Source organism: Mixta hanseatica (assembly GCF_023517775.1).
GTDB lineage: Bacteria > Pseudomonadota > Gammaproteobacteria > Enterobacterales > Enterobacteriaceae > Mixta > Mixta hanseatica.
This window is the reverse complement of the sequence record NZ_CP082904.1, coordinates 3,774,883-3,794,808: the sequence shown is the minus strand read 5'-3', so window position 1 is coordinate 3,794,808 and position 19,926 is coordinate 3,774,883. Positions and strand designations below refer to the sequence as shown.

At 53.9% G+C, this 19,926-nt stretch carries 15 protein-coding genes; 13 read left to right on the top strand and 2 right to left on the bottom strand.

Going from position 1 to position 19,926, the window contains the following annotated elements; all coding sequences use genetic code 11:
- Positions 1–26: 26 nt before the first annotated feature.
- Positions 27–584, top strand: coding sequence for a type II secretion system protein N (locus tag K6958_RS18035; RefSeq protein ID WP_249892393.1), 558 nt, complete (start codon positions 27–29; stop codon positions 582–584).
- A 192-nt stretch (positions 585–776) separates the two neighbouring features.
- On the opposite strand, the gene K6958_RS18030 is transcribed toward K6958_RS18035, so the two are convergent.
- A protein-coding gene (locus K6958_RS18030; RefSeq protein WP_103215986.1) for an IS1-like element IS1A family transposase occupies positions 777–1,474 on the bottom strand; the annotation gives its coding sequence in 2 pieces (ribosomal slippage) (positions 777–1,225 and positions 1,225–1,474; 699 coding nt in all).
- 41 nt (positions 1,475–1,515) lie between these two features.
- On the opposite strand from K6958_RS18030, the gene K6958_RS18025 reads away from it, so the two are divergent.
- Positions 1,516–5,433 (top strand): hemagglutinin repeat-containing protein, encoded by a 3,918-nt coding sequence (locus K6958_RS18025; RefSeq protein WP_249892392.1) that lies wholly within the window; start codon positions 1,516–1,518, stop codon positions 5,431–5,433.
- 596 nt (positions 5,434–6,029) lie between these two features.
- Here K6958_RS18025 and queG read toward each other — a convergent pair.
- A complete protein-coding gene (gene queG, locus K6958_RS18020) occupies positions 6,030–7,169 on the bottom strand; it encodes a tRNA epoxyqueuosine(34) reductase QueG (RefSeq protein ID WP_249892391.1) in 1,140 nt (379 codons plus the stop codon).
- Here queG and nnr point away from each other — a divergent pair.
- From nnr to K6958_RS17965, 11 genes are all read left to right on the top strand, one after another.
- The gene (gene nnr / locus K6958_RS18015) at positions 7,168–8,691 is read left to right on the top strand and encodes a bifunctional ADP-dependent NAD(P)H-hydrate dehydratase/NAD(P)H-hydrate epimerase (protein ID WP_249892390.1); all 1,524 of its coding nucleotides are present in this window, start codon (positions 7,168–7,170) and stop codon (positions 8,689–8,691) included. The two genes, queG and nnr, sit on opposite strands and share 2 nt — an antisense overlap.
- A complete protein-coding gene (tsaE, locus tag K6958_RS18010; protein ID WP_249892389.1) occupies positions 8,688–9,164 on the top strand; it encodes a tRNA (adenosine(37)-N6)-threonylcarbamoyltransferase complex ATPase subunit type 1 TsaE in 477 nt (158 codons plus the stop codon). Before nnr ends, tsaE begins: the two co-directional genes overlap by 4 nt.
- Positions 9,164–10,819: an N-acetylmuramoyl-L-alanine amidase AmiB gene (gene amiB / locus K6958_RS18005; RefSeq protein WP_434085175.1), complete on the top strand. Its 1,656-nt coding sequence runs from the start codon at positions 9,164–9,166 to the stop codon at positions 10,817–10,819. Before tsaE ends, amiB begins: the two co-directional genes overlap by 1 nt.
- 90 nt (positions 10,820–10,909) lie before the next feature.
- The gene (mutL, locus tag K6958_RS18000; protein ID WP_249892388.1) at positions 10,910–12,826 is read left to right on the top strand and encodes a DNA mismatch repair endonuclease MutL; all 1,917 of its coding nucleotides are present in this window, start codon (positions 10,910–10,912) and stop codon (positions 12,824–12,826) included.
- On the top strand, positions 12,819–13,769 hold the full coding sequence (miaA, locus tag K6958_RS17995) for a tRNA (adenosine(37)-N6)-dimethylallyltransferase MiaA (RefSeq protein WP_249892387.1): 951 nt from the start codon (positions 12,819–12,821) through the stop codon (positions 13,767–13,769). Before mutL ends, miaA begins: the two co-directional genes overlap by 8 nt.
- Before the next feature lie 101 nt (positions 13,770–13,870).
- The gene (gene hfq, locus K6958_RS17990; RefSeq protein WP_249892386.1) at positions 13,871–14,185 is read left to right on the top strand and encodes an RNA chaperone Hfq; all 315 of its coding nucleotides are present in this window, start codon (positions 13,871–13,873) and stop codon (positions 14,183–14,185) included.
- Between the two features lie 80 nt (positions 14,186–14,265).
- Positions 14,266–15,546 (top strand): ribosome rescue GTPase HflX, encoded by a 1,281-nt coding sequence (gene hflX, locus K6958_RS17985; protein WP_249892385.1) that lies wholly within the window; start codon positions 14,266–14,268, stop codon positions 15,544–15,546.
- Positions 15,547–15,614: 68 nt separating this feature from the next.
- Positions 15,615–16,856, top strand: coding sequence for an FtsH protease activity modulator HflK (hflK, locus tag K6958_RS17980; RefSeq protein WP_249892384.1), 1,242 nt, complete (start codon positions 15,615–15,617; stop codon positions 16,854–16,856).
- A gap of 3 nt (positions 16,857–16,859) precedes the next feature.
- Entirely contained in the window at positions 16,860–17,867 is a 1,008-nt protein-coding gene (hflC, locus tag K6958_RS17975) for a protease modulator HflC (RefSeq protein ID WP_249892383.1), read from the top strand.
- A gap of 229 nt (positions 17,868–18,096) precedes the next feature.
- Positions 18,097–18,297, top strand: a complete 201-nt coding sequence (locus K6958_RS17970) for a DUF2065 domain-containing protein (protein WP_085069869.1) — start codon at positions 18,097–18,099, stop codon at positions 18,295–18,297.
- Positions 18,298–18,453: 156 nt separating this feature from the next.
- Positions 18,454–19,752: an adenylosuccinate synthase gene (locus K6958_RS17965; RefSeq protein ID WP_249892382.1), complete on the top strand. Its 1,299-nt coding sequence runs from the start codon at positions 18,454–18,456 to the stop codon at positions 19,750–19,752.
- Positions 19,753–19,926 lie beyond the last annotated feature (174 nt).

Sequence of the window (19,926 nt, the reverse complement as noted above, 5' to 3'; positions counted from 1 at the left end):
TTCATGATAAAAAAATGAGGAAATGCATGGCCAAAAAGCTAAGCTGGAAATATTCTTCATTATTTCGTGCGGCATCTGGTGAGCTGCTTCCTGGTTTAACCAGCGTATTGTTTATTAGTGCTATAGTAATCGTGTTGCTGAACAGCTATAAAGATCACCATTATCAATTGCGTAAAATAAGCAACAATGAAATGTTAGCGGAGGAAGCATTAAGTACCTCGTCTCAAGTAGATAAGCAGATGAGTTTATTGCAGAAAAATGCTTCCGCGCTGTTTAAATACCAGCATCAGCAACTGACGCTAACCAATACAGCAGAGTATAACCAGCGTTATGCCTTGTCAGCTAATGAGTTAACCGAAGCTTTTTACCTCTCTTGCCCGTCCGCAAAGCTTTCCGCACGCGTGTCTGGCCTGTTAAGCGGCGATAACATCAATAAAAATATAGCCGTTATCCATTATCAGGGAAAAGAAGAGAGCTATGGTATAAATGATTCAATAGGGGAAGGCGTTACCCTTATAAGAATTTTCCCTGACAGGGTAATAGTTAATGAGCATGGCTATTGTGCCGCCTTATTGATGAATTAATTAGCCTTGCGCAACGGTCATATAACGTGTCAATGTAAAGGGACAATCCCGAATATTATCGTAGCGGGACAATTGATTAACATGCAGGGATTGCAATTGAAAATTTACAGATATCTTAAAATTGTCGCTTATTTATGGGGGCCGTTGGCAGGATGCCAGGTAGCTTACGCAGAATCCGGTAATGACTCCAACTTATTGATAGTGTTTTATGTTCAGATAATGCCCGATGACTTTGTCATGCAGCTCCACCGATTTTGAGAACGACAGCGACTTCCGTCCCAGCCGTGCCAGGTGCTGCCTCAGATTCAGGTTATGCCGCTCAATTCGCTGCGTATATCGCTTGCTGATTACGTGCAGCTTTCCCTTCAGGCGGGATTCATACAGCGGCCAGCCATCCGTCATCCATATCACCACGTCAAAGGGTGACAGCAGGCTCATAAGACGCCCCAGCGTCGCCATAGTGCGTTCACCGAATACGTGCGCAACAACCGTCTTCCGGAGCCTGTCATACGCGTAAAACAGCCAGCGCTGGCGCGATTTAGCCCCGACATAGCCCCACTGTTCGTCCATTTCCGCGCAGACGATGACGTCACTGCCCGGCTGTATGCGCGAGGTTACCGACTGCGGCCTGAGTTTTTTAAGTGACGTAAAATCGTGTTGAGGCCAACGCCCATAATGCGGGCAGTTGCCCGGCATCCAACGCCATTCATGGCCATATCAATGATTTTCTGGTGCGTACCGGGTTGAGAAGCGGTGTAAGTGAACTGCAGTTGCCATGTTTTACGGCAGTGAGAGCAGAGATAGCGCTGATGTCCGGCGGTGCTTTTGCCGTTACGCACCACCCCGTCAGTAGCTGAACAGGAGGGACAGCTGATAGAAACAGAAGCCACTGGAGCACCTCAAAAACACCATCATACACTAAATCAGTAAGTTGGCAGCATCACCGGATTTCTATGATAAAATAAATAACAAGCCAAAAGTAGACGGCGATCCAGGACCGAAATTCATTCCTATGTATGAAACTCGCCCTGCGATGAACAATAAGGATGATTTCTATGGCTCCGAGTATTTCTTTGAAAAAATAGGTTATGCGCCCGAGCAGCCGGTTATTGTGATTGGCGATAACTACTTTATTTCTGAGCTTATTCGCCGTCAGATCAATCAGTCTGTGGGGAACTATTTTCAGGTTAAATATCAAGTCGAAGGCGCAGGGCTGGTAAAAAACCTGTTTGATAATGTTGGTGACATTATCAATGAGGATGCGTTTAGCTCGTTAGAGGTTGGTAAAAAACTGACGCAAGAACAAATCAACTCGCTGGATAAAGATATCGTTTGGTTTGTTACCGAACAGGTCGACGGCATTGACGTTTTAATGCCGCATATTTATCTGGCGCAAAACTCCCTGAAGGATATTGAGCAGGGCAGCGTCACCGGCGCTGCCGCTATTCATGCCGGAGGCAATGTAGATGTGGCCGCCACTACCATTAATAATAATAATGCTGTTATAAGCGCAGGAAATAATGTAGCACTGACCGCGGAGCATGATATCACTTCGGTTAGCAACGGTATGGTCAGCGGCATAATGGCAGGTAATGATATTCTTCTGCATAGCAAACATGGCGATATCGCGAACAGCGGCAGTCAGATGACCAGCGGTAACGATATCGCGCTTATCGCTGATGAAGGAAATGTAGATATTATAGCCAGCGTGGGGATCAGTAATGAGAGTAAACAGCAAATAGGTAGCTACGCTGATGATCTTACCGCAGGAAATAATATTAATATCGTTGCGAAAGAGATTAATATTACTGCCGTTGATTTAAACGCAGGCGACTCTGCTGATAGTGAGATCGTACTGAAATCTACGGAAGGCAACGTCAGCTTTAATGATGTGCATGAAGTTTCTTCTTCCTATAATAGTACATTAGAAGATCTTGGTTTTCTGTCTCACCGAATGACTGAAACGACTACGGTCGATGCGGAAGCGAAAAGCGCAGGCGTTAATACTGGCGGAAAATTAACTATTGATGCTAAAAAAGATGCGATATTCCACGGAGGTGAATATAACAGCGGCAGCGGCAGTATCAAGGCGGGGAATGATATTATCACCACAACCTCGCAAGATCATCATATGAAGGAAACAAACGTTACCGAGTCATCATTTGTTATCGGTTTTTCTTCTAATACGCCAGGTACGGGTAAAAACCAGGTGAGCTATAGTACGTTGGATGGCTCTTCTGCGCATAATAGTGATGATTATGAAAGCGCAGGGTCACACTCCGAGCTGACGAATAAAGGCAGTAAACGTGCCGGCGCAGCGCCTACCGCTGCGGCAGGAAGTTTCCAGGCCGGGCTTAAAACCACCACAAGTACTACGAAAGACAGTGTCGCCACTAATAAAAACGCTGCCTTTAATTTTACTAATGATGCTGAGCTCGAAGCGAAAAATACGCTTGATATTGGTGGTATGGATCTTAGCGTTGGTGAAAGCGGTACCGCTGATCTTTCTGCTGAAAATATCGTATCGACTAAATATAACGATACACATAAACATGATGAAAGCTATAGCGAAACCTTTGTCGGTATAAAAGGTGAGGTGCATAGCTCCGTGGTGGATGCGGCCAATAAATATGAAGCGCTAGGTAAAAAAGCGGAACAGCAGGATATGAGCGTTAATGCAGGGCTTACCACTGCGCAGGTGGCTGGTGATGCCTCTAACCTGCTTCTTAATGATGCGGTGGGGAGTTCCGTAAGTATCGGCTGGTCGCAAACCAAAGAAGAGATATCATCTGTCGCTACCCAAGAGAACATTAACCATATCCGCGGCGGTACCATTAATTTATCTTCGAATAAGGATACTGCGCTGAAGGGCGTTGATATCAACGCTAATGAAATGACGGTGAATACCGGTGGAGATTTTTCTTTAACCGCAGCCGAATCAACCTTCAGCGAAGCCACTACCAGCTCAACGCATACTGCAGGCGTTTCTAGTGGCGGTGGTGTTGGCTTGACGGGGGCCGGGGCTGGTATTTCTATCGATTATTCAGGATCAAACAGCCGATCTAACAGTGACTCAGTGAGTTACACCAACTCCTCTATTACGGCGAACAACGTCACCGTGAATAGCGGTAACGATATGACGTTAAAAGGCGCCAATATCAATGCTGGTCAGGCCGATGTGAATGTCGCGGGCAATCTGTCGATACAATCCGTTCAGGACAGCAGTAAATCAACGGCCAGCAGTGAAAACTGGGGCGTTTCGGTAGGTGTCGCTATTTCAACCTCTGGCGTATTGCCTACCGCATCGGCGCATGGCGGCGGCGGTAGCGAAGCTCATCTGAATGATACGGTAGCTCAGCAAAGCGGGATCCATACCAGTGGCGAGCTGAATGTTGAAACTGGCGGCGACGTCAATCTGACCGGAAGTCATCTGATCTCAGACAGTCAGACGGGCAGCGTTACGGCTGAAGGCGCGGTGAATGTCACAGAAATAACGGACGTTATTGATTCCAGTGGTACTTACGGCGGCGGCGGCGGCGGTATGAGCTATAAGGGAACGCCAATGGCGAATGGCTATGTGGATATCCTTGATACCATTTATCATGAAGAAGTTCAGCACGGTACTATTAATCTGGATATTAAAAAAGGCGAGGTGAATGGCAAACTGAATACGGATGCTGGCCAGATTTCTACTGTCACTGAAGATAAAAAAGAGGCGGGTAATAATATCTCCTTTACGGTAGGTAAGATTAATAAACCGGGTTCGAAGAAGAAAAAGAATAAGCCAGCAGCAACGGATGATGGCGGTCATAGCATCGCGGCACCAGCGCCGTCTAAGCCAGGGGATTCAACCTCCATGACTGATGGCGGCCATAGCACTGTGATACCAGCGCCGGTTCAGCCTGGGCATTCACACTCCGTAACTGATGGTGGCCATAGCACGACGAAGCCAGCGCCATCTAAACCGGTGCAGCCAACGGTAGTGACCTCCAAACCACCATCAGGGCATGCAAAGACAGAGAACGTAACCAATAACGGCCCTATGGGCACGGGGCCATTACCCGCTAAGCCAGCGCCATCTAAACCGGTGCAGCCAACGGTAGTGACCTCTAAACCACCATCAGGGCATGCAAAGACAGAGAACGTGACCAATAACGGCCCTATGGGCACGGGGCCATTACCCGCTAAGCCAACGCAGCCTAAGAAGGGTCAGCCCGGGAAAACATGGCCGACAGTTGAGATACCTAAACCGGTCATTACCAGCCCGGGTTCATCAAGCGGTATGGGAGGGTTCACCGGTCAGGGTTCGGTTAAACCTACAGCGAATAGGCCGGGCAGCGGCACACATACCGAAGCCACCCGGACAGACCAGCACAATTCGGCAGGCAACGCCGCGCCAATGACTGCAAAAAAATGGCCTACCGTTCAGCCACCTAAACCGATTACTACTAGTGCAGGCTCAAGCGGTATGGGGGGATTCACCGGGCAGGGCACGGTTAAACCTGCGGCAAATGCAACGGGCGGCGGTACGCCTTCAGATGTCACCCGGACAGGCCAGCAGAGCAAAACGGGAGGAGTACCGGCGGCGGCACGATCGGCACCTTCTCAGTCCGCGGGCACATTAGGAACAATGCCTGGCGTTGCTGGCGTGTTTAAAGCAAATCCGGCAAGTAATACGCATTCACCGGCAAAAACATGGCCGACGGTTCACCCGAACACCACAGTTGTATCCAGTATAGGGTCGTCAGGCAGTCCCGGCCTTTTCAACGGTCCTGGCTCTACTAAACCTACGGCTAACGCCGGGATAAAAGGAGAGGGAGCATTTGTGCCAGCGCAGAACCAAAAGTAATCGTTAAACGCTAAGGTCGTTGCACCGCTATCGGCGGGCTGGCAGGTATAAGGAGTCCGGCATCAAACAGGCTCCTTTTGACCTGCCGATACCGAGAAATAATGGGGTAAATTTTTGCCAGGAAAATAGGCTTGTATTTGCCCGGCAATACGTCCATAATCCGTGCCCTCTTCAGTACCAGCGAAGGGCGCGGATTCATTTTTAGCTGCCTTATCGAATGTTTCCTGGGAGAGTTTATTCCCGGTTAACGCCTTCGGGCTGGCCTATTCCTTACTGAAAAAAATAGTGTCCCTTCGATGCGATGCCCGAATGTTATCCACAGCGGTAAGCGGCGTCAGCCAAGCGAGTAACGCATTTCGCTAAATGTGTTTAAACAGACTTATCCACAGGTTAGGTTTATCTGTTATGCGCGCCCGGCGTTATTGTTTGCTTACATTGTCATGATAACCTTTTGAAATATATGCAGATGATAATATTTCAATTTGTTATTGCGGCCTCTTGCGCTTCCTGTTTCAGTTGAATGACAACAGCTTTTTATTTTTATACACAGCATGTGGAAAAGTCTGTGAGCTTACCGTGGGTGATTATATAAACAGTCATGCATCTCGCGGCAGGCCCTTTTCAATCGCGCGCACCAGGCGTTTTTGCTGGGGCCGCTGCACTTCGATAGCATTCTCCGCGCGCTTCATCTTTTGCTGCTCCAGCGCCCAGTTAATATGCTCATCCAGCATGGCGTTTTCACCCAGACGGCTGGAGAGCGCCGCAGCATGTTCCGCATCCCAGGGCGCGTTGCCCAGCGCGACCGCAATATTACGCAGCCAGCGTAAATGACCGATACGGCGAATCGCCGAGCCTTCGGTAATACGCAGGAATTTTGCCTCGTCCCATGCAAAAAGTTCGGTCAGCGGCGGCGCATGCAGCGCGGCGCGCGGACTAAAGTCATCCTCATCGCTTAACTGACCAAAACGGTTCCAGGGGCAGATCAGCTGGCAATCGTCGCAGCCGTAGATACGGTTGCCGATCAGCGGGCGAAACGCCTCCGGGATCGCGCCTTCCAGCTCAATCGTCAGGTAAGAGATACAGCGACGCGCATCGACCACATAAGGTTCAACGATTGCGCCGGTCGGGCAGGTGGTAATGCAGGCTACGCAGCGACCGCACTGTTCTTCCTGCGGTCGATCCACCGGCAACGGCAAATCGATCAGCAGTTCGCCGAGGAAAAACCAGGAGCCCGCTTCGCGGTTGAGAATAAGTGAGTGCTTACCTGTCCAGCCAAGCCCCGCTTTGGCCGCCAGCGGCCGCTCAAGCAGCGGGGCTGAATCGACAAACGGACGGAAATTAACCGCCTCGCAGCGCTCACGAATTAAATCGCCGAGCTTTTTCAGTCGATTGCGCAATACTTTGTGATAGTCGCGGCCTAAAGCGTAGCGGCTGACATAACCCAGACGGGGATTTTTTAGCGTGCTGGCAAACGCGGCTTTCGCCGGTAGATAGTTCATCCGCACGCTAATTACGCGCAGGGTGCCAGGCAGCAGTTCATGCGGGCGGGCGCGCATCATGCCATGCCGCGCCATCCATTCCATCTCGCCATGATACTGCTTATCCAGCCAGGCCTGCAGACGCGGCTCTTCCAGACTAAGATCGGTATCGCAAATGCCGACCTGCTGAAAGCCGAGCGATAATCCCCACTGTTTTATATCCAGAGCAAGCTGTTGAAGATCGAGAGGGTGTGACATGACTGACCATACTGAGAAAGAAAACGCCCACAGTTTACCACACTCCGTCTGGCCTGCGCAGGCGCTGCGTCAGCTGGAAACCGAAGGCGCTGATAATCTTGGCATCACGCTTTATGAATTGATGCTGCGTGCCGGCAACGCCGTGTTTGATACCGTTCGCCAGCAGTGGCCGCACGCCAGACACTGGTTAATTCTCTGCGGACAGGGTAATAACGGCGGTGATGGCTACGTTATCGCCCGGTTGGCGCAGGCGGCAGGATATCAGGTCACGCTGCTGGCCTGCGACGGCAACCATCCGCTACCGGAAGAGGCGCAAAGCGCGCGTGACGGCTGGCTGGAAGCGGGGGGGGAAATTCATGCGGCGGACGCCGTCTGGCCGGAGCAGGTGGAGATCATAATTGATGCTTTGCTCGGCACCGGCCTGAATCGCGCGCCCGCTGCGCCTTACGATCGGCTGATTGAAAAGGCGAACCGGCATCCGGCGCCGATATTCTCTGTGGATATGCCTTCCGGTTTGGTTGCCGCCAATGGCAGCGCGCCTGGCTTGGTAATAGAGGCCGCGGCGACGCTGGCGCTGGTGGCGCTTAAACCTGGACTGATTACCGGTAAAGCGCGCGATTACGTTGGGCAGCTGCATTATCACGCGCTGGGGCTGGAAGGTTGGCTTAGCGGCCAGCAGGCGCCGATGACGCGCTATGATGCGCCAGCCTTAACCCGTTGGTTAAAGCCGCGTCGCCCGACGTCGCATAAAGGCGATCAGGGTCGTCTGCTGGTGGTGGGTGGCGACCGCGGTACGGCCGGAGCGATCCGCATGACCGCCGAAGCTGCTTTACGCAGCGGCGCAGGCTTGGTGCGAGTGCTTACTCACAAAGATAATATTGTCCCCATCCTTAGCGCTCGTCCGGAAATTATGGTGGATGAGCTAACCGATGAAGCCCTGCAGCAACAGCTGGAATGGGCGGATGCAATCGTGATCGGACCAGGGCTCGGACAGAAAGAGTGGGGCAAAAAGGCGCTGAGTCGGGTAGAAAACTCTCAGAAACCGATGTTGTGGGATGCTGACGCGCTTAACCTACTGGCATTCAATCCCGATAAACGTCAGAATCGCATCATTACGCCCCATCCCGGTGAAGCTGCGCGCTTGTTGAACCTGAAAACGGCGGAAGTTGAAAGTGATCGCTTACTTGCAGCTCAGCGCCTGGTAAAACGCTACGGCGGCGTGGTCGTGCTGAAAGGCGCGGGCACCATTATCGCCAGCGAAAGCGGGGAAATGGCGTTTGCCGATGTTGGCAATGCCGGCATGGCTTCGGGCGGCATGGGCGATGTGCTGTCAGGCATCATTGGCGCACTGTGCGGCCAGCATTTGACGCTGTATGATGCTGCCTGTGCGGGCTGTGTCGTACATGGAGCAACGGCAGACGCGGTGGCGGCGCGCTATGGCACGCGCGGCATGCTGGCCACTGACCTGTTTTCCGAGCTGTATCAATTCGTTAATCCAGAGATGTTAAACAATAAAGCATGAATACCTGTGTTATCGCATTGCCTGACGAGGCGGCAACCCTCGCTCTGGGCGCCCATCTGGCCCGCGCCTGCGACAGCGCGGCGGTCATCTATCTTTATGGCGATTTAGGGGCAGGGAAAACCACCTTTAGTCGCGGCTTTTTACAGGCGTTAGGACACCAGGGCAATGTCAAAAGCCCAACCTATACGCTGGTTGAACCTTATCAGCAGCTTGCCCGGCCGGTTTATCATTTTGATCTCTATCGTCTGGCCGATCCGGAAGAGCTGGAGTTTATGGGGATTCGCGACTATTTTGCAGGCGACGCCATCTGTCTGGTGGAATGGCCGCAGCAGGGCACGGGCGTATTGCCTGAGCCCGATCTGTCGCTGACCCTAAACTATGTTAATCAGGCGCGCGAGGCGACGCTGGCGGCGCACTCCCCGCTGGGAGAACAGCTGGTTTCACAGGTGCAGAACCATAAGGACCGCGCATAATGGCACGCATCAAGGTTATGCTGTTGATGCTGCTGTGTCTGTTATCCGGTACCGCGCTGGCCGCTAACCTGTCCGATATTCAGGTATCGAACGGCAACAGTCAGGCAACGGTAACGCTGAGCTTTAACGGTCAGCCGGTCTATGGCTTTTTTCCGTTGCATAACCCGGATCGGGTGGTGCTGGATATTCGCCAGTCCGGCGTGATCGCTGGCTTACCGCTTAATTTTAGCGGCGATAATCTGGTCAAGCGCATCCGTACCAGCCAGCCGAAAGATAATCAAAGCATTCGGCTGGTGTTTGAATTGACGCAGTCAGGCAAAACGCGCGCGAAAACAGAGCGCAACGGCAATGGTTATAAAGTGGTGTTTACTATTACCGGTAAGCAGAGCGCCGCGTCGCGCGCGCCGGTCAGCACCGCTTCACGCGCCCGCTCTCAGCCTGCTCAACCGGCGCATAATCCCTTTGATGGCAATAAAGTGACCTCGGTATCCAATACCAACAGCCGCGTTGCGCCGGGCCAGAGCAATAGCGTCTCCAGCGATACGGTCATCGTTGCGATTGATGCCGGACACGGCGGCCAGGATCCGGGCGCGATCGGCATGAACGGCCTGAAAGAGAAAAATGTCACCATCGCCATCGCCCGCAAGCTGAAAGCAATGCTTAACGACGATCCGATGTTTAAGGGTGTGTTAACCCGTGATGGCGACTACTTTATCTCGGTAATGGGGCGTTCCGACGTGGCGCGTAAGCAAAACGCCAATCTGCTGGTGTCGATTCACGCCGATGCCGCACCGAACCGCAGCGCGCGCGGCGCCTCGGTTTGGGTGTTGTCAAACCGGCGCGCGAACAGTGAAATGGCTAACTGGCTGGAACAGCATGAGAAACAGTCGGAGCTGCTGGGCGGCGCTGGCGATCTGCTGGCAAACAGCCAGGCGGATCCCTATCTGAGCCAGGCGGTGCTGGATCTACAGTTCGGTCATTCACAGCGCGTGGGTTATGATGCGGCGACCAAAGTGATTCAACAGCTCCAGCAGGTAGGTTCGCTGCATAAACGACGCCCCGAACATGCCAGCCTCGGTGTGCTGCGCTCGCCGGATATTCCGTCACTGCTGGTGGAAACTGGCTTTATCAGTAACCCTTCGGAGGAGCGCCTGCTGGGCAGCAGCGCGTATCAGGAGAAGATTGCCAGGTCGATTTACCGTGGCCTGCGTAATTATTTCCTGGCGCATCCGCTACAATCGGTCCCAAAGCAGGAAAACCGCCCGTTGGCATCCTCAACGGCGGTTGAAGTCGAAGCGAACAGCGCCAGCTCTTCAGTCAGCTATACCGGCCCGGTGATGCGTCATGTGGTAAAGCGTGGCGAGACGCTGTCCGGTATCGCGGCGCGCTATGGCGTTTCGATGGCAACGCTAACGCAGCTGAACAAGCTGAAAAAGCAGAGCGTCTGGGTAGGACAGCGGCTAAAAGTACCGACCAACGGCACGACAAACGCAGCGTCCAATCATGGCCCGCAACGTCATAAAGTGGTACGCGGTGACTCATTGACCGCCATCGCGGTACACTATGGCGTCAGCGCTCAGGCGATAATGCAGGCCAATAATATGAAGTCGACTAACGTTATGCTGGGGCAAACGCTTAAAATACCCGCTTCCTGATAACGCCAGCCTGTACGCCCTGCGCCCTTTGTTTCCCGCCAGCCTCTACGGAGGCTGGCGCCATTTCCGCCCGATTAAGGATACTGCGCCATGCCCATTCAGATCCTGCCCCCTCAGTTGGCTAACCAGATTGCCGCCGGCGAAGTGGTCGAGCGCCCCGCGTCGGTGGTGAAGGAGCTGGTGGAAAACAGCCTTGATGCCGGCGCCACGCGCATCGATATTGATATAGAAAAAGGCGGCGCGAAGCTGATCCGCATACGTGATAACGGCTGCGGTATTGATAAAGAAGAGCTGGCCATGGCGCTGGCGCGACACGCTACCAGTAAAATCACTTCGCTGGACGACCTGGAAGCGATTATGAGCCTCGGCTTTCGCGGCGAGGCGCTGGCGAGTATTAGCTCTGTGTCACGCCTGACGTTAACCTCGCGCACCGCCGATCGCAGCGAAGCCTGGCAGGCCTATGCGGAAGGGCGGGATATGACGGTAACGGTAAAACCGGCCGCGCATCCGGTCGGCACTACTCTGGAAGTGCTGGATCTCTTTTACAATACGCCCGCCCGGCGTAAGTTTCTGCGCACTGAGAAAACCGAATTCACCCATATTGATGAAGTGGTGCGCCGTATCGCGCTGGCGCGCTTTGATATCGCCATCTCGTTGACCCATAACGGCAAGCTGGTGCGGCAGTACCGTGCGGCGACGCAGGAAAGCCAGCAGCTACGGCGTCTGGGCGCGATTTGCGGCGCAACCTTTATGGAGCATGCGTTAAAAATAGAGTGGCAGCATGGCGATTTGCTGTTGCGCGGCTGGGTCGCCGATCCGGCAGGCGCGCGTCAGGTCAGCGAGCTGCAATACTGTTATGTGAATGGCCGCATGATGCGTGACAAGCTGATCAATCACGCGATTCGTCAGGCCTACCAGGAAAAGCTTGGCGGCGAGCATCAGCCCGCCTATGTACTTTATCTGCATATCGATCCGCACCAGGTAGATGTGAACGTGCACCCTGCCAAGCATGAAGTGCGTTTTCACCAGTCGCGGCTGGTACATGATTTTATCTATCAGGGTGTGATGTGCGCTCTACAGGAAAGCGGGGCAGAAAGCCTGCCGCTAACGGCGGAAGCGGAGGCGCAGCCACGCTGGCAGCCGGAAAACCGTCCGGCTGCGGGCGGCAACCACTTTTCCAGCCCGCCGACTGCCGAGCCGGAAGCCGTACGTCCGCCGACGCCTGCGGCTTCGCGCCCGGCTGACGCCTCGATATCCCGCCACGCCGGGCCATCCGCCGATGCCTCTGCGCGCGCCGCCAGCGGCGGCGCTGCGCGTACGGCAGGCTGGCCGCAGCAGCAGCCGGGCTATCAACAGCGTGAAGGCGCGCTGTATCAGCAGCTGCTGCAAACGCCAACGCCCCAGGTGGAAGAGACGCCGCGTGCCGCCGCGCAGGCGCCGTTGCCCGCTCATAGTCAAAGCCTGGGCAGATTATTAACCGTATTGCATGATTGTTATGCGGTGGTGGAGCGGCAGGGCGCTCTGGCGCTGGTGGCATTGCCGGTCGCGGCGCGCTGGCTGCGCCAGGCGCAGCTGGAGCCGGGCACGGAAGGCCTGAAGCCGCAGCCGCTACTGATTCCGGTACGGCTAAAATTGGCTGCGCCAGAGCGTCAGGCGATGCAACAACAGGCTGAATTGCTGCAGCAGTTTGGGATTGATTTGCAAAGCGATGGACAGCATGTGACCCTGCGCGCGGTGCCTTTACCATTGCGCCAACAAAATTTACAAAACTTGATTCCAGAACTGTTAGGCTATCTCGCCCGTCAGCAGGATGTTGCTTCGGGCCAGCTTGCACAATGGCTGGCGCGACAGGCAGAGGTAGCGCTTACGCCCTGGAATCACTCGCAGGCGATTGCGCTGCTGGCGGAAGTCGAACGGCTCTGTCCGGCATTATTGAAATCGCCGCCTCCGGGTTTATTACAACCGATCGACATTGAAACGGCGTTAAGCGCTCTGAAGCATGAGTGAAAGTGAAATGGCGGGCCGGCCTAAGGCAATTTTTTTGATGGGGCCCACGGCTTCCGGTAAGACGGCGTTAGCGATAGCGTTACGTCAACGCTTGCCGGTTGAGCTGATTAGCGTGGATTCCGCTCTGATTTACCGTGGTATGGATATTGGCACGGCCAAACCCACCGCGGAAGAGTTGGCGCTGGCGCCTCATCGTCTGCTGGACATTCGCGATCCGTCGGAAGCCTACTCGGCCGCCGATTTTCGTCGCGATGCGCTGGCGGAAATGGCGGAGATCGTCGCGAAAGGGCGAATTCCGTTGCTTGTTGGTGGAACCATGCTCTATTTCAAAGCGTTACTGGAAGGATTGTCGCCGTTGCCCTCGGCCGATCCGGAAGTGCGTGAACGTATAGAGCAAACGGCGCGTGAACAGGGTTGGGAGACACTGCACCGTCAGTTATGTGAGATCGATCCCGTTGCTGGTGCTCGTATTCATCCGAATGATCCCCAGAGACTCTCGCGAGCACTGGAAGTTTTTTTCATTTCGGGTAAAACTTTAACGGAACTGACGAAAACCGCCGGTGAGGCCTTGCCTTACGACGTGGTTCAGTTTGCTATCGCTCCGGCGAGCCGTGAATTGTTGCATCAGCGTATTGCGTTACGTTTTGAGCAAATGCTGGCTTCAGGTTTTGAAGCGGAAGCGCGTGCGCTGTTTGCACGAGGAGATTTGCATACGGATTTGCCTTCCATTCGCTGTGTTGGTTATCGCCAGATGTGGTCATACCTTGAAGGCGAAACTAATTACGACGAAATGGTTTATCGGGGAATTTGCGCCACCCGGCAACTCGCCAAGCGCCAGATTACCTGGCTTAGAGGCTGGCAGAATGTTCACTGGCTTGACAGCGAACATCCAGAGCTGGCCCTGAGCAAGGTATTACAGGTTCTTGGTGCGAACCTTGGGTGAATGTGTACAATTGAACCGTTATCGTGCGCAAATTTTTTACGCAGTATTTAGAGCCGTAGGGTTCTCAGTAATAAACAACAAGCATATAAGGAAAAGATAGAATGGCTAAGGGGCAATCATTACAAGACCCGTTCCTGAACGCACTGCGTCGCGAGCGTGTTCCGGTTTCAATTTATTTGGTGAATGGTATCAAACTGCAAGGTCAAATTGAGTCTTTCGATCAGTTTGTTATTTTGTTGAAAAATACGGTAAGCCAGATGGTGTATAAGCACGCTATCTCCACCGTTGTCCCGTCCCGTGCAGTCTCCCACCATAGCAACAATGCGGGTGGCAGCAGCAATAACTATCATCACGGCGGCAATAATCAGGCAGCGCAAGCGCAGCCACAACAGCAAGACGGTGACAGCGCTGAGTAAGCCCTGTCATCGTTCTGCCAAAACGGGGAGAGCATTAATGACCTTCCCCGTTTTGGTCAATCTATTAGAGAGGTTTAAGCTTGTTTGACCGTTATGATGCCGGTGAGCAGGCCGTACTGGTACACATCTGGTTCTCGCAAGACAAAGAGACGGAAGACCTGCAAGAATTTGAAACGCTGGTCTCTTCCTCAGGCGTCGAAGCGCTGCGCGTGATAACCGGTAGCCGCAAAGCGCCACATCCCAAATATTTTGTCGGTGAAGGTAAAGCTGTCGAAATCGCTGAAGCGGTGAAAGCTAGCGGTGCCTCAGTGGTACTGTTCGACCATGCTTTGTCACCCGCTCAGGAACGTAATCTTGAGCGCCTATGCGAATGCCGTGTGATTGACCGCACGGGATTGATCCTGGATATTTTTGCCCAGCGCGCCCGTACTCACGAAGGTAAATTACAGGTAGAGCTGGCTCAGCTTCGCCATCTCGCCACACGTCTGGTGCGCGGCTGGACCCACCTTGAGCGCCAAAAAGGCGGGATTGGCTTGCGCGGGCCGGGTGAAACCCAGCTGGAAACTGACCGTCGGTTGCTGCGTAATCGCATCAGCCAGATTTTGTCGCGCCTGGAGCGCGTAGAAAAACAGCGCGAACAGGGGCGTCAGGCGCGAGCCAAAGCGGATATTCCCACCGTCTCGTTAGTGGGCTATACCAACGCCGGAAAATCCACGCTGTTTAACAGCGTTACCTCGGCGAATGTTTACGCCGCCGATCAGCTATTCGCTACTCTCGATCCGACGCTGCGTCGTATTGACGTCGCCGACGTGGGTGAAGTGGTATTGGCCGATACGGTAGGCTTTATTCGTCATCTGCCGCATGACCTGGTCGCCGCGTTTAAAGCCACGCTGCAGGAAACGCGTGAAGCCACGCTGCTGCTGCATGTCATTGATGCCGCCGATGTGCGCCTTGATGAAAATATCGAAGCGGTCGAGGCGGTGCTGGAAGAGATCGAAGCTGACGAAATTCCAGTGCTACAGGTAATGAACAAGATCGATATGCTGGACGGCTTTGAGCCGCGCATCGATCGCAATGATGAAAACCAACCGGTTCGCGTCTGGCTCTCTGCGCAAACGGGAGCGGGATTGCCGCTGCTGTTTCAGGCGTTGACCGAACGGCTGTCGGGTGAAATCGTACAGCAGCAATTGCGTCTGCCTCCCGAAATGGGCCGTCTGCGCAGCCGTTTTTATCAGCTGCAGGCGATTGAGAAAGAATGGAATGAAGAGGATGGCAGCGTAGGCTTGTTGATACGCATGCCGATTGTTGACTGGCGCCGCCTGTGCAAACAGGAGCCGACGCTGGTGGATTATATTGTTTGACTGATGTTGCCTGAGAGGCGTATCCCGGACTGGGATACCACCGCACACACAATAAATGGAGTATAAACATGGCGTGGAATCAGCCCGGGAATAACGGACAAGACCGCGACCCGTGGGGAAGCAGCAATAATCAAGGCGGCAACTCTGGGGGTAACAAAGGAGGACGCGATCAGGGACCTCCCGATCTCGACGATATCTTCCGTAAGCTGAGCAAAAAGCTCGGCGGTCTGGGCGGCGGCAACAAGGGCGGCGACCACTCACGCAGCTCAGGTAACGGCGGCAAGCTGGTGGGCATTGTGGCCGTAGCAGCCGTAGTGATTTGGGCCGCCAGCGGCTTCTATACCATTAAAGAAGCGGAGCGTGGCGTGGTAACGCGCTTTGGTCAGTTCAGCCACCTGGTTGAGCCGGGCCTGAACTGGAAACCGACCTTTATCGATCAGGTGCGCGCCGTGAACGTGGAAGCGGTACGTGAACTGGCGGCTTCCGGCGTGATGCTAACCTCGGACGAAAACGTGGTGCGCGTTGAAATGAACGTGCAGTATCGCGTGACCGATCCGGAACGCTATCTGTTTGCCGTAACCAGCGCCGACGACAGCCTGCGTCAGGCAACCGACAGCGCGCTGCGTGGCGTTATCGGCCGTTCCAGTATGGATCGTATCCTGACTGAAGGACGTACCGTGGTGCGTAGCGAAACGCAGCGTGAGATCGATGAAACCATTCGTCCTTACAACATGGGTATCACCGTGCTGGACGTTAACTTCCAGGCGGCGCGTCCGCCAGAAGAAGTAAAGGCCGCATTTGATGATGCGATTGCCGCGCGTGAAAACCGCGAGCAGTACGTACGCGAAGCGGAAGCCTATGCGAATGAGGTCCAGCCGCGCGCTAACGGTCAGGCGCAGCGTATTTTGGAAGAGGCCCGAGCCTATAAATCCCGCACCGTGTTAGAGGCGCAGGGTGAAGTGGCGCGTTTTGCCAAGATTCTGCCGGAATATAAAGCCGCGCCGGAAATCACCAAAGAACGTTTGTATATCGAAACCATGGAGCGCGTGCTGAGCAATACGCGCAAGGTTTTGGTGAACAGCAACAACAATAACCTGATGGTGTTACCGCTGGATCAGCTGATGCGCGGCGAGGGTGCAACCAACTCCGCGCGCGGTAGCCAGGAGAGCAGTAGCCTGATGCGACTGCCGCCGGCTGGAAACAGCAATGATCGCGTTAGCAGCGGTTCGTCGTTCTCGCAGGACGACATTATGCAAAGCCGCCGTGCGAACGCACAGCGCAATGACACCCAGCGCGAAGGGAGAGAGTAAGCGATGCGTAAGCCATTAATCGTATTAATTATCGTTGTGCTGGTGGTGCTTTACGCGTCATTGTTCGTGGTACAGGAAGGTCAGCGCGGCATCGTGCTGCGTTTCGGTAAAGTTTTGCGTGATGATGATAACAAGCCGCTGGTGTTTGCGCCGGGCCTGCATTTCAAGATTCCATTCCTGGAATCGGTTAAAACGCTCGACGCCCGTATCCAGACTATGGATAACCAGGCGGATCGCTTTGTGACCAAAGAGAAAAAAGATCTGATTGTGGATTCTTATATCAAATGGCGCATTAGCGACTTCAGCCGTTACTACCTGGCGACCGGCGGCGGTGACGTTTCTCAGGCCGAGGTACTGCTGAAGCGTAAATTCAGCGACCGCCTGCGTTCTGAGATGGGCCGTCTTGATGTGAAAGATATCGTCACCGATTCGCGTGGACGCTTGACCACCGACGTGCGTGACGCGCTGAACACCGGCAGCGCCGGACGTGACGATGAAGTTCAGACGCCGGCAGCGGATGACGCTATCGCCCATGCCGCCGCGCGCGTAGAGCGTGAAACCAACAGCAACGAGCCGTCAATTAACCCGAACAGCATGGCTGCATTAGGTATTGAGGTGGTCGATGTGCGTATCAAGCAGATCAACCTGCCTACTGAGGTTTCCGACGCTATTTACAACCGTATGCGCGCCGAGCGTGAAGCGGTCGCGCGTAGTCAGCGTTCACAAGGTCAGGAAGAGGCGGAAAAACTGCGCGCTCAGGCGGATTACCAGGTTACCCGCACCCTGGCTGAAGCGCAGCGTCAGGCTCTGATTACACGTGGTGAAGGCGATGCCGAAACCGCTAAGCTGTTTGCCGATGCGTTTAGTCAGGATCCGGGCTTCTACGCCTTTATCCGTAGTCTGCGCGCCTACGAGAAAAGCTTCAGTAACAATCAGGATGTGATGGTGCTCAGCCCGGACAGCGATTTCTTCCGCTATATGAAATCGCCTGATGGTGTGACCACCCGCTAAGCCTGCGAAAAGAGCCGACAGCAAGTCGGCTCTTTTTTTTGCCCGGCTGACGAGACCGGCACCCATAACCTAAGGCGGCCGGTGCTACGCTAACCGACTGAAATCCAGCCGTTAAATTCCTGTTATATTCCGTCACGCTTTTTCCCTGCGCTTCAGCCAACCCCGTATTTACTGATTATCTGCCAGTGTGCATAATCGCCTGCTTCTGCCTGTTTGCGACTGAGAAACAATGAATACAACAATATGGATGGCGCTGGCGTTAGTGCTGGTATTAGAAGGCCTGGGGCCGATGTTGTGGCCGCGTGTCTGGCGGCGCATGATTCTGGCGATGGCGCAATTGCCGGATCGTCTGCTGCATCGTTTTGGCGGTGGGATTGTAGTCGCCGGTGCGGTGGTCTACTACATGTTGAGTGTTCACGGCGGCAGTTAATGCCATATCCAGGAAAGGCTGCAAACTGAGCCAAAATGGCAGGGAACGCCTGGCGAGATCGCGGTTAAAAAACTGCGCAATCGTATGCTAAAAGTGCTGAAAGAGGAAAATCATGGTGGTAGAATCCTTTTTTAAGCAATCGGTGGTTTCAATAAAATGGGTAAGAACGTTGTCGTACTGGGCACCCAATGGGGTGACGAAGGCAAAGGTAAGATTGTTGACCTTCTGACAGAGCGCGCTAAATACGTTGTGCGCTATCAAGGCGGCCATAATGCGGGTCATACGCTTGTCATCAACGGTGAAAAAACCGTTCTCCACTTAATCCCCTCAGGCATTCTGCGTGAAAACGTCACCAGCATCATCGGCAACGGTGTTGTGCTGTCTCCGGCCGCGCTGATGAAAGAGATGAAAGGGTTGGAAGAACGCGGCGTCCCGGTACGTGAACGTCTGTTACTTTCTGAAGCCTGTCCGCTGATCCTGGAATATCATGTAGCGATGGATCTGGCGCGTGAAAAAGCGCGCGGCGCGAAGGCGATTGGTACGACCGGTCGCGGCATCGGTCCTGCTTATGAAGATAAAGTGGCCCGTCGTGGCCTGCGCGTAGGCGATCTGTTTAACAAAGAAACCTTCGCCACAAAGCTGAAAGAGATTGTGGATTTCTACAACTTCCAGCTGGTGAACTACTACAAAACAGACGCAGTGGATTACGATGCCGTACTGAAAAATGTCATGGACGTAGCGGATATCCTGACCAGCATGGTGGTGGATGTGTCCGATCTGCTGGATAACGCGCGTAAGCGTGGCGATCTGATTATGTTTGAAGGCGCTCAGGGTACGCTGCTGGATATCGATCACGGCACCTATCCGTACGTGACCTCTTCCAATACCACCGCAGGCGGCGTCGCTACCGGTTCCGGTATTGGTCCGCGCTACGTTGATTACGTGCTGGGCATTATCAAAGCTTACTCCACCCGCGTTGGCGCAGGCCCGTTCCCTACTGAACTGTTTGATGAGACCGGCGAATTCCTGTGTGAAAAAGGCAACGAGTTCGGCGCCACCACCGGGCGTCGCCGTCGTACCGGCTGGCTGGACGTGGTTGCCGTACGCCGCGCGGTGCAGATTAACTCGCTTTCCGGCTTCTGCATGACCAAACTGGACGTGCTGGACGGCCTGAAAGAAGTTAAAATCTGTATCGGCTATCGTATGCCGGATGGCCGTGAAGTCACTACCACGCCGCTGGCAGCCGAAGGCTGGGAAGGCATTGAGCCGATCTATGAAACCCTGCCGGGCTGGAGCGAAAGCACGTTTGGCGCGAAATCCGTTGACGCGCTGCCGCAGGCGGCACGCGACTATATCAAACGTGTTGAAGAGCTGACTGAGGTGCCGGTTGATATCATCTCTACCGGCCCGGATCGCAGCGAAACCATGATCCTGCGTCATCCGTTTGACGCCTGATTGTGCACAAGGCCGGACACTGTCCGGCCTTTGTCTTCTGGCTTACTGCAGACGCACCGCGCTTTATTCCCATCCTTTTGGCTTACCGCTTGTTCCTGAAATCCGGCTTGCTTAAAAAATTGCCCTGAATCTGATGGGCTGGTTTATCATCATTAGATAATAATTATGCTAAAC